The organism is Porphyrobacter sp. TH134, assembly GCF_002855495.1.
GTDB lineage: Bacteria > Pseudomonadota > Alphaproteobacteria > Sphingomonadales > Sphingomonadaceae > Erythrobacter.
Window position 1 is genome coordinate 58,255 of the sequence record NZ_PKRO01000017.1, and the last position, 9,559, is coordinate 67,813.

Below are 9,559 nucleotides of genomic sequence, written 5' to 3' on the forward strand. Positions count from 1 at the left end.
GGCATTGCCCTGCCGTGCTTGCCACCAGGTTGCAAGCCGTGCGACACTCCGCAGCGATGGCAGTGGTCGCTCACATCGCCCGGCAATTCGCACCGCTGGTGGACTTCGTCTATCCGCCGCGCTGCCCTTCGTGCGGGGCTTCGGTTGCCGCGCAGGCGGGGCTTTGTATCGATTGCTGGAGCACGCTCGAGGTGCCCGATCATCCCGAGGTGGCGGGCCACGACGTGCCGGTCTATGCGGCGACCTATTACAACGAAACATCGCGCAAGCTGGTGCTGGCCTACAAGCACGGCGGGCGGATCGCATTATCCGGATTGCTGGCGCGGCTGATCGCAGCCCGGATGCCCGAGCCGCTGGCAGGCCGCGCGCCGCCGCTGCTGGTGCCGGTGCCGCTCCATCGCTGGCGGCTGTGGAGCCGCGGGTTCAACCAGTCGGCCCTACTCGCGCGCGCGCTTGAGCAGAGCGGCAAGGGCGAGGCGGCGGTGGCGGCGCTGGTGCGGTTCCGGCGCACGCCCAACCTCGGCGGGCTGGGGCGCGAGGCGCGCGAGCGGGTGCTGACAGGAGCAATCAGACTGGCACCCGGGCAGGCCGGGCGCATCGCGGGACGTGATATCGTGCTGGTCGACGACGTGCTTACCAGCGGCGCGACAAGTCGCGCCTGTATCGCCGCGATCGCAGCCGCTCATCCTGCTTCCATCGCAGTGGCGTGTTTTGCGCGGGTAGAGGAGGGCCATCACTTCGCGCAACCATAGCGCGGTTCTGCCTGAAAAACATAACGCCCGGGGCCTTTTGGACCCCGGGCGCCACGTGACGAAACGGTGCGAATCCACCCTTGCGGGCTCCTCCCTTGCAGGAGGTGGCAGCGACCCCCTAATTTCGCTGCCGGGATCCAATCCCTATCGTTCAACCGGTCGCACTGACACCCCGCTGTCGGTCTGCGGCCCGGTCACCCCCTGAACCTGACACCGGGCGGTGTCGATGTTCGGTTGAGAGCACCTTGCGATGTCTCTGACGACGCTTGTTCCACGCCATGCGTTGCTGCGAAAGACTGAACCTGCAAGCTTTGCATTTTTTGGATGACCCTGTTGTGTGCTTGCAACAATCCTTGCATGGGCTGCGGCCTGACGACATGATCTGACGGGAGTTTTGAGGTGGCTGAGCAATCTCTTTCCACTGCTGAGCGTGAGAAGGGCACCCTCTTCGCACCGCGATTTGACGCTCATGGATTGTTGACCGCAGTGGTCGTGGATGACGCTTCGGGAGAGGTGCTGGTCGTCGCACATATGACTGAAGAGGCGCTGGCCAAGACGCTCGAGACCGGCAAGGTGCATTTCTGGTCGCGCTCGCGCGGGTCATTGTGGCTCAAGGGCGAAACTTCGGGCCACTTCCTTGCTGTCGCCGAGATTCGCGTCGACTGCGATCAAGACGCACTCGTTATCCGCGCCGTTCCTGCCGGCCCCACGTGTCACACAGGGGCGCGCAGCTGTTTTTATCGCCGCATCGCGGGGGACGGGCAGCAGCCCGTCCTGACTCGCATCGATACTTGACGCTCACGTAAACGTAAGGTAGAGGCGGGACATGGCTACTGCTCCTGCTTCCACCGCCGCTGACACATCCAAACAGGCCGGCAAAGATGCCGGCAAAGACGCCAGCAGCGAACAGCGCCGCAACGGCGCGCATCTGGATCGGCCTGATGTGCACGAGCGCGAACAATTTACCATCTCCGATCTGACGCTGGAGTTCGGCTGCACCGCCCGTGCGCTGCGCTTTTACGAGGATGAGGGGCTCATCAATCCGGCCCGCGTCGGCCTGACCCGCGTTTATTCCAAGCGGGACCGCGCGCGGCTCGCCTGGATCATGCGGGCCAAGAACGTCGGTTTCAGCCTGACCGAAATCCGCGAAATGATCGATCTGTATGATCTTGATGATGGCCGCGTCGAACAGCGCCGTGTCACCATTGAAAAGTGCCGCATCCACATCGCCAAGCTCAAAGCGCAGCGCGACGATATCGATTCCTCGATCAATGAACTCACCGATTTCGTGGCCGAAATCGAAAAGCTTGAGCTGCGTTGAACCAATAACGCAGCCCCCGATACCACCTGTACCGCTCACTAAAGGGATATGTGATGCCGACCTACACCGCGCCGACCCGCGACACGCGCTTCATCGTTAACGAAGTGCTTGATCTGGCCAGCTACGGCAACCTGCCGGGCTTCGAAAACGCCACCCCCGACATGATCGACACGGTCATCAACGAAGCGGGCAAGTTTTGCGCGGAAGTGCTCGCGCCGATCAATCAGGCAGGCGACGAGTATGGCTGCACCCGTCACGAAGACGGCAGTGTCACCACGCCTCCGGGCTTCAAGGAAGCCTATCAGGCTTACGTGGAAAGCGGTTGGGGCACGCTGGCCCAGCCGGAGGAATTCGGCGGGCAGGGACTGCCGCATGTGCTCGGCTTTGTGCTCGAAGAATACACTGGCACCGCCAACCAGGCCTTTGCGATGTATCCCGGCCTGACGGCGGGTGCGATTTCGGCGATTACGGCCAAGGGCTCGGACGAGCAAAAGGCGCTCTATCTCCCCAAGATGATTTCGGGCGAATGGTCGGGCACCATGAACCTGACCGAGCCGCATTGCGGAACCGATCTCGGCATGATCCGCACCAAGGCCGTGCCGAACGGCGATGGCACCTATGCGATCACCGGCACCAAGATCTTCATTTCGGCCGGCGAGCATGACCTCACCAGCAACATCATCCATCTGGTGCTGGCCAAGACTCCGGGCGCGCCCGACAGCACCAAGGGCATCTCGCTGTTCATCGTGCCGAAGTTCATCCTCGACGAGAACGGTGAGCCTGCTGCGCGCAACGGCGTGACCTGCGGTTCGATCGAGAAGAAGATGGGCATCCACGGCAACGCCACCTGCCTGCTCAACTATGACGGCGCGACGGGGTACATGGTGGGCGAGGAGAACAAGGGCCTTGCTGCCATGTTCATCATGATGAACGCCGCACGCCTTGGCGTCGGCATTCAGGGCTATGCCCAGGCCGAAGTCGCCTATCAGAACGCTGTGACCTACGCGCTCGATCGCCGTCAGGGCCGCGCTCTCTCTGGCCCGGCCGAACCGGAAGCGAAGGCCGATCCGATCTTCGTCCACCCCGACGTGCGCCGGATGCTGATGGATGCCAAGGTGTTCACCGAATCGATGCGGGCGCTGTGCCTGTGGGGCGCGTTGCAGGTCGATCTGACCCACAAGGCGCAGACCCCTGAAGAACGCGAAACCGCCGATCTGCTCATCGGTCTGATGACCCCGGTCATCAAGGGTTATGGCACCGACAAGGGCTATGACATCGCAACCAACATGCAACAAGTCTATGGCGGCCACGGCTACGTCAAGGAATGGGGCATGGAGCAGTTTGTTCGCGATAGCCGCATCGCGATGATCTACGAAGGCGCCAATGGCGTGCAGGCGATGGACCTGTGCGGCCGCAAGCTCGCCGCAGGCGGCGGCAAGGCGATCCAGGCGTTCTTTGCAATGATCGACGAAGAAATCGCTGCGGCCAAGCAGGTGGACGAATTGAAGTCCGTCGCCGAACGCCTCGAAAAGGCGCTGGGCGAGCAGAAGGCGGCGACCATGTGGTTCATGCAGAACGCGATGGCCAACCCCAACCACCTCGGCGCAGGCGCGCATCACTACATGCACATCATGGGCATCGTGACCTTGGGCTTCTTCTGGCTGAAGATGGCCAAGGTGGCGCTGACGAAGCTCGCGGGAGAGCCCGAAGACAAGGCGTTCTACGAGGCCAAGCTGGTCTCGGCCAATTACTACGCCGAACGCTTCCTGCCTGATGCAGGCGCACTGCGGCGCAAGCTGGAAGCGGGCAGCGAATATATGATGAAGCTGCCGGCAGAGGCCTTCGCCACCGCGGCGTAAGCCTTCCGCATTATCCCTTCAAAGCGGGTCGTCATGCCATCGCATGGCGGCCCGTTTTTGGTTTGGCAGGCTATTCCAGCGCGCCCATCATCCGCTGCGATCCGCCCTTTACCTTGAAGCCCGAGGCGGGGGCTGGGGCGGGACGTTCCCACAAGGCCGCAGAACTGCGCACGGCAGGGCGCGGGCGTGGCGGCACCGGTTCGGGAGTGGCAGCTTGCCGTTCGGGTTCGGGCGGCTCACGCTCAAGCACCGCCTCAGGCACCGCCTCTGATCGGACAGGCTCTGGCTCAGCAGCAACCGGCTCAGGCGCGCGCGCGGGGGGCGCAGGTGCCACTGCGTCCGGCTCTGGCGCCGGAGCAACAGCTTCGGTCATTGGCTCAGCAACCGCGCCGACGGGGGCAGGCGCAGGCGCAGGTGCCGGCGCATCTCCGGTTCCGAAGGCATTGAGGATCTTCTCTGCGACCTCCTCAATCGACCCGGTCACCAGCAGCGGCTGACCGCCGACGATCCCGACATTGGTCTGGCCGTTCTCGCCGGTGCGGAGCCATGCGATATTCTCGGCCACAACGAGATAATTGCCGCCGCGCGATTCAAGCTTGATGAACTTCATGGCCGCATTTCCCGGGCAGCCGCGCGAAGGTGCTGGCTGATGGCCGAAAGGCTAGCGCTGCCCGGTTAAGGAATCGGTCTATTCCACCGGCAGGAAGTCCGGGACAGACAAGTAACGCTCTCCCGTGTCGTAATTGAATCCCATCACCCGCGTACCGGCAGGCAAATCCGGCAGCTTCTTCGCGATCGCGGCAAGGGTCGCGCCCGATGAGATCCCCACCAGCATCCCTTCCTCGCACGCAGCGCGGCGGGCCATGTCCTTGGCGTCCTCGGCATCCACGGCAATGGCACCGTCGATGGCGGCGGTGTGGAGGTTGCCGGGGATGAAGCCTGCGCCAATGCCCTGGATCGGGTGCGGGCCGGGCTGACCGCCATTGATGACAGGCGAAAGCGCGGGCTCTACGCCGTACGCCTTCATCGCGGGCCAGTGCTTCTTCAGCTCTTCTGCGCAGCCGGTCAGGTGTCCGCCGGTGCCGACCCCGGTGATCATCACATCAATCGGGCTATCGGCAAAGTCGGCAAGGATTTCCTGCGCGGTGGTGCGTGCGTGGATCGCGGGATTGGCGGCATTGTCGAACTGGCTGGGCATCCATGCGCCCGGCGTCATGGTGACCAATTCCTGCGCGCGTTCAATGGCGCCCTTCATGCCGCGTTCGCGCGGGGTGAGATCGAAGCTCGCGCCATAGGCCAGCATCAACCGGCGGCGCTCAATCGACATCGATTCGGGCATGACCAGCACCAGCTTGTAGCCCTTGACCGCGGCGACCATCGCCAGGCCGATGCCGGTGTTGCCGCTGGTGGGTTCAACAATCGTCCCGCCCGGCTTCAGCGCTCCGCGCGCTTCGGCATCTTCGACCATCGCCAGCGCAATGCGATCCTTGATCGAGCCGCCAGGGTTGGAGCGCTCCGACTTCACCCAGACTTCATGATCCGGGAACAATCGTGACAACCGGATGTGCGGGGTGCCGCCGATAGTGGCGAGGATGTTGTCAGCCTTCATGTCGATACCTCTCGTTTGAGCGCAGCTGGCTCGAAGCTGTTGGCGCGGCGCAGTTCGGGGAAATACCACGCCCAGACCATAGTCACGAATATCGCACCCGCCCCGCCGAATACAACCGCCCCGGTCGCGCCGAGGATGGCTGCGGCAAGGCCGGATTGCATCTCGCCCAGCTCGTTGGAAGCGGAAATGGCAAGGCCCGAAATCGCGGACACCCTGCCGCGCCGGTCATCGGGCGTGAACAGCTGCACCAGCGAGCTGCGGATGAACACCGACACCATATCGACCGCACCCATCGCCGCCAAAATCGCGAGCGACAGCAGGATATTGCGCGAAAACGCAAAGGCGATCGTCAATGCCCCGAAGGCCGCAACGGCCCACAGCATCTTGATGCCAACCCGGCGCTCGATCGGGCGGAAGGACAGGATCAACGCCACACTGGCGGCCCCAAGCGCCGGTGCGGCTCGCATCAGACCGAGCCCTTCCGGCCCGACGAAAAGGATATCGCGCGCAAAGACCGGAAGCAGCGCGGTTGCGCCGGCCAGCAAGACCGCAAACAGGTCCAGCGTGATGCAGCCCAGCAGAAACCGCTCGCGCCAGACGTAAACCAACCCCTCGATGATCTGCCTGAGCGGTTTGAGGCGCGGGCCATCGTGCCGGGCCTTGATCGGGCGCACGGTCAGGATCAGCACCATCGCCGCGCCAAGCATGGCGGCTGACATGGCATGGGGCAGCCAGATGACTTCGGCATAAATCAACCCGCCAACCGCCGGGCCGGCAACGCTGGCGGTTTGCCACGCGATTGACGACAGGGCGATCGCACGCGGGAGCAAGCCGGGCGGGACGATATTGGGCGCAATCGCGCTCATGGCCGGACCCACAAACACCCGCGCCGCGCCGTGGGCGGCGGCCAGCGAGAACAGGATCGGGATATTCAGCGCATCGGCCCAGGTTGCCACCGCCAGCACAATCGCGACGCAGCCGTCGATCCCGTTGGCAAAGGCGGCCACATAGCGCCGGTCAAACCGGTCAGCGGCAAGACCTGCGACAGGCGTCAACAGGAACAACGGGACAAACTGCGCCAGCCCCAGCAAGCCGAGCTGGAACGAGGCCTCGGCGACACTCATCCCGTAATCGTCGCGGGCGACCTCGTAGAGCTGATAGCCCAGCAGCACCACCATCGACATGGTGGCAAAGACGGCCATGAAACGCGCGAGCCAATAGCGTCGGTAATCGCCGATTTGCAGGGGAGAGGTGGGTTCCATCACGTCTGCGCAATGGCAGGCGCGGGCCGCCCTGCCAAGCAGGCGAAAGGTGCATTCGTGCGATTTGTGGCGGGCTTAGCGTGATCGCCGCAAGCGCGGATTGGGTTGCAGCTGGTCGATCACCGCACCGAAATCATCAAGCCGGATGATGCGTTCAAACTGCAATCCGGCGCGCACATCCCGGGTCCAGATCACATAAGCTTCAATCCGCCCAACCACTGGCAGGCGAATAATGATCCGATCGCCGCGTTGCAGCCGCTCGCAATTGTCGACCATGAAACCATGGGCCGAAAGATTGCAGACCCGCAGATGCAGGTCGCCGTGCACGAAATGCTCCACGATCGCCGGAAAATCGACCGGATGACGCGCGGCGCGGCGCATATCGGTTACGCTGAGATTAGCTCCACCCGACACGAATTGCGGTCCTTCCCTCCGACGTTGTCAAAAGACAGGGATGCCGCACAAAGGCTGACAATTGGTAAAAATCGAAGGGTCAGCAGTAAATGAGGGCGTGGCGTTTCTTGCCAAGGCTAAGGCGCAGGGTCTCACCCTCGCCGGGCTGCACGAGGTAGGCGGGATCGGTGATTATTGCGCCGTCCAACTTGATGGCGCTCTCGGCCAGTTTGCGTTTAGCTTCGCCGCCGGACGCGGTCAGACCGACGGCGGTGAGCACGGCGGCAATGCGCATCCCTTCGGCGCCAACCGCAAGGCTGGGCAGATCCTCGCCTGCGCCCGATCCGGCAAAGGTTTCGCGCGCTGTCGCCTCGGCCCGGACAGCGGCATTCTCGCCGCGCACCAGCTTGGTCACCTCATTGGCGAGCACCACTTTGGCGGCGTTGATTTCAGCGCCTTCCAGCAGTTCGAGCCGGGTAATCTCGCTGAGCGGCAGGTCCGTAAACAGCCGCAGGAACTTGCCCACATCGCGGTCATCGACATTGCGCCAGTATTGCCAGAAATCGTAGGCGGGCAGCTGGTCTTCGTTCAGCCAGACCGCGCCCGCTGCGGTCTTGCCCATCTTGGCCCCGTCGGCGGTGGTCAGCAGGGGCGTGGTCAGACCGTATAGCTCGGCCCCGTCCATGCGCCGCCCAAGCTCCATACCGTTGACGATATTGCCCCACTGATCGCTGCCACCCATCTGCAAGCGAACGCCAAGTTCGCGCGACAAGTGCCTGAAATCGTAGCCTTGCAGGATCATGTAGTTGAATTCAAGGAAGGTCATCGGCTGTTCGCGCTCAAGCCGCAGCTTGACGGAATCGAAGGTCAGCATGCGGTTGACCGTAAAGTGCGTGCCAACCTCTTGCAGCAGCTCGATATAACCGAGCTTGCCCAGCCAATCGTGATTATTGACCATCACGGCATCGGTCGGCCCGTCGCCAAAGGTCAGAAGCTTGTCGAACACCGTGAAAATCGACTGGATATTGGCTTCGATGGTCGCGTCGGTCAGCATCTTTCGGCTCTCGTCGCGCCCGGTGGGATCGCCGATCCGGGTGGTGCCGCCGCCCATCAGCACGATCGGCTTGTGGCCCGTCTGCTGCAAGCGGCGTAGCATCATGATCTGCACCAGCGAGCCGATGTGAAGCGAAGGCGCGGTCGCATCAAATCCGATGTAACCCGGCACGATCTGCCTGGCCGCCAGCGCATCAAGCCCGGCTGCATCGGTCAATTGGTGGATATAACCGCGCTCATCAAGCAGGCGGAGAAGATCGGATTCGTAGCTGGTCATGGGGCGCGGCCCTACCAGCGCGCAGGCTTGACGGGAAGTGGCTTGCCGAGGGCGGGGTGACAGGGCAGACACCGGACATGCACCCGCTCATGCTCCACGTTGCCTGCGACCTCGGCCCGATCCGCGCGGTGACGGCATCTGTCACTCCGACGCCCCGCGGTTGCGAGGCCGAATTCCGGCTCGATGGTCATATCCCGGGAATCATCGTGCCCGCGCTGGCGGTGCCCGAACGGACGGACAATCTGTGGCAGACGACCTGTTTCGAGATTTTCTGGCAGCCGCTGGGCGGCACATTTTACCGCGAATTCAACCTGTCGCCATCAGGCCGGTGGGCGGCTTACGACTTCGATTCCTTCCGCGAAGGGATGCGCGATGCCCCGGTCGATGCCATGGCCATCGCCTGCTCGCATGATGGTAGCGCCCTCATCCTCAAGGCCAGCATCGCCGCCGATCTGCCGGCGCCAGCGCAGGTCGCGCTCAATGCTGTCGTCGAGCACGCGAAGGGCGGCACGCAGTACTGGGCGCTCGCCTTTCCGCCAGGCAAGCCGGAGTTTCACTCGGAAGCCAACCGGCAGCTGATTATCGAACGTTAAGCAGCTGACGCGGGCTTATCGAAGGGGCGATTAAGCTGGACGATTTTGGCGTTGAGCAGGAAGGCGAAACTGACCCAGATGAAGTAGGGCACGTTAAGCCAGCCAGCAAAGCTGTCCCCCACCAGGCGCGGCAACACCACCAGTAGCCCTGTGACCGAAAGCCACAGGAACACGTTTTCCGCCAGGGCCCAATCCGGCCGCTTCAGCTTGAAGAACAGCGGCGACCACAAGAGGTGGAGCACGAAGTTGGCCGCAAACAATGCCCACACAGCGGCACGGGCCTCCGGGGTCGGGGCCTGGGTCAGACCGATATAAAAGCTCCATCCGGCAAGGCCGAGGATCAGCTGTTGAAGGACAGTTCACAGGAGCCGTAAGGCGACATCCAGCTTTACGAGGTGTCGCCTTGGCCTGATCGATTTCCCGGCGGATGGTCTTCCGGG

Annotated in this window: 11 protein-coding genes; 5 read left to right on the top strand and 6 right to left on the bottom strand. The window is 63.1% G+C overall.

Annotated elements, in window-relative coordinates; translation table 11 throughout:
• Nucleotides 1–56 precede the first annotated feature (56 nt).
• The 4 genes from C0V72_RS09230 (at nucleotide 57) to C0V72_RS09245 (ending at nucleotide 3,932) form a co-directional block, all read left to right on the top strand.
• Nucleotides 57–752 (top strand): ComF family protein, encoded by a 696-nt coding sequence (locus tag C0V72_RS09230; RefSeq protein ID WP_101793843.1) that lies wholly within the window; start codon nucleotides 57–59, stop codon nucleotides 750–752.
• Between the two features lie 399 nt (nucleotides 753–1,151).
• Nucleotides 1,152–1,547, top strand: coding sequence for a phosphoribosyl-AMP cyclohydrolase (gene hisI, locus C0V72_RS09235; RefSeq protein WP_101793844.1), 396 nt, complete (start codon nucleotides 1,152–1,154; stop codon nucleotides 1,545–1,547).
• A 31-nt stretch (nucleotides 1,548–1,578) separates the two neighbouring features.
• On the top strand, nucleotides 1,579–2,073 hold the full coding sequence (locus tag C0V72_RS09240) for a MerR family transcriptional regulator (protein WP_233999870.1): 495 nt from the start codon (nucleotides 1,579–1,581) through the stop codon (nucleotides 2,071–2,073).
• Between the two features lie 53 nt (nucleotides 2,074–2,126).
• The gene (locus C0V72_RS09245) at nucleotides 2,127–3,932 is read left to right on the top strand and encodes an acyl-CoA dehydrogenase C-terminal domain-containing protein (protein ID WP_101793845.1); all 1,806 of its coding nucleotides are present in this window, start codon (nucleotides 2,127–2,129) and stop codon (nucleotides 3,930–3,932) included.
• 70 nt (nucleotides 3,933–4,002) lie between these two features.
• Here the strand turns inward: C0V72_RS09245 and C0V72_RS09250 are convergent, their stop codons facing one another.
• From C0V72_RS09250 to tyrS, 5 genes are all read right to left on the bottom strand, one after another.
• The gene (locus C0V72_RS09250) at nucleotides 4,003–4,542 is read right to left on the bottom strand and encodes a hypothetical protein (RefSeq protein WP_101793846.1); all 540 of its coding nucleotides are present in this window, start codon (nucleotides 4,540–4,542) and stop codon (nucleotides 4,003–4,005) included.
• Between the two features lie 78 nt (nucleotides 4,543–4,620).
• Complete coding sequence (gene cysK, locus C0V72_RS09255) at nucleotides 4,621–5,541, bottom strand: cysteine synthase A (protein ID WP_101793847.1); 921 nt, start codon at nucleotides 5,539–5,541, stop codon at nucleotides 4,621–4,623.
• Nucleotides 5,538–6,803, bottom strand: a complete 1,266-nt coding sequence (locus C0V72_RS09260) for an MFS transporter (RefSeq protein WP_101793848.1) — start codon at nucleotides 6,801–6,803, stop codon at nucleotides 5,538–5,540. Before C0V72_RS09260 ends, cysK begins: the two co-directional genes overlap by 4 nt.
• Nucleotides 6,804–6,878: 75 nt before the next feature.
• A complete protein-coding gene (locus C0V72_RS09265; protein ID WP_172438970.1) occupies nucleotides 6,879–7,217 on the bottom strand; it encodes a PilZ domain-containing protein in 339 nt (112 codons plus the stop codon).
• Nucleotides 7,218–7,296: 79 nt separating this feature from the next.
• Nucleotides 7,297–8,526, bottom strand: coding sequence for a tyrosine--tRNA ligase (gene tyrS, locus C0V72_RS09270; protein ID WP_101793850.1), 1,230 nt, complete (start codon nucleotides 8,524–8,526; stop codon nucleotides 7,297–7,299).
• Nucleotides 8,527–8,603: 77 nt separating this feature from the next.
• On the opposite strand from tyrS, the gene C0V72_RS09275 reads away from it, so the two are divergent.
• Nucleotides 8,604–9,119 (top strand): hypothetical protein, encoded by a 516-nt coding sequence (locus tag C0V72_RS09275; RefSeq protein ID WP_101793851.1) that lies wholly within the window; start codon nucleotides 8,604–8,606, stop codon nucleotides 9,117–9,119.
• Here C0V72_RS09275 and C0V72_RS09280 read toward each other — a convergent pair.
• Nucleotides 9,116–9,463 (bottom strand): TspO/MBR family protein, encoded by a 348-nt coding sequence (locus C0V72_RS09280; RefSeq protein WP_101793852.1) that lies wholly within the window; start codon nucleotides 9,461–9,463, stop codon nucleotides 9,116–9,118. The genes C0V72_RS09275 and C0V72_RS09280 overlap by 4 nt on opposite strands.
• Nucleotides 9,464–9,559 lie beyond the last annotated feature (96 nt).

Excerpts from the sequence above, each read along its gene's own strand:
- tyrS (WP_101793850.1), bottom strand. The coding sequence starts at position 8,526 with ATGACCAGCTACGAATCCGATCTTCTCCGCCTGCTTGATGAGCGCGGT.
- C0V72_RS09240 (WP_233999870.1), top strand. The coding sequence starts at position 1,579 with ATGGCTACTGCTCCTGCTTCCACCGCCGCTGACACATCCAAACAGGCC.
- C0V72_RS09260 (WP_101793848.1), bottom strand. The coding sequence starts at position 6,803 with ATGGAACCCACCTCTCCCCTGCAAATCGGCGATTACCGACGCTATTGG.
- C0V72_RS09245 (WP_101793845.1), top strand. The coding sequence starts at position 2,127 with ATGCCGACCTACACCGCGCCGACCCGCGACACGCGCTTCATCGTTAAC.
- C0V72_RS09230 (WP_101793843.1), top strand. The coding sequence starts at position 57 with ATGGCAGTGGTCGCTCACATCGCCCGGCAATTCGCACCGCTGGTGGAC.
- C0V72_RS09275 (WP_101793851.1), top strand. The coding sequence starts at position 8,604 with ATGCACCCGCTCATGCTCCACGTTGCCTGCGACCTCGGCCCGATCCGC.
- cysK (WP_101793847.1), bottom strand. The coding sequence starts at position 5,541 with ATGAAGGCTGACAACATCCTCGCCACTATCGGCGGCACCCCGCACATC.
- C0V72_RS09250 (WP_101793846.1), bottom strand. The coding sequence starts at position 4,542 with ATGAAGTTCATCAAGCTTGAATCGCGCGGCGGCAATTATCTCGTTGTG.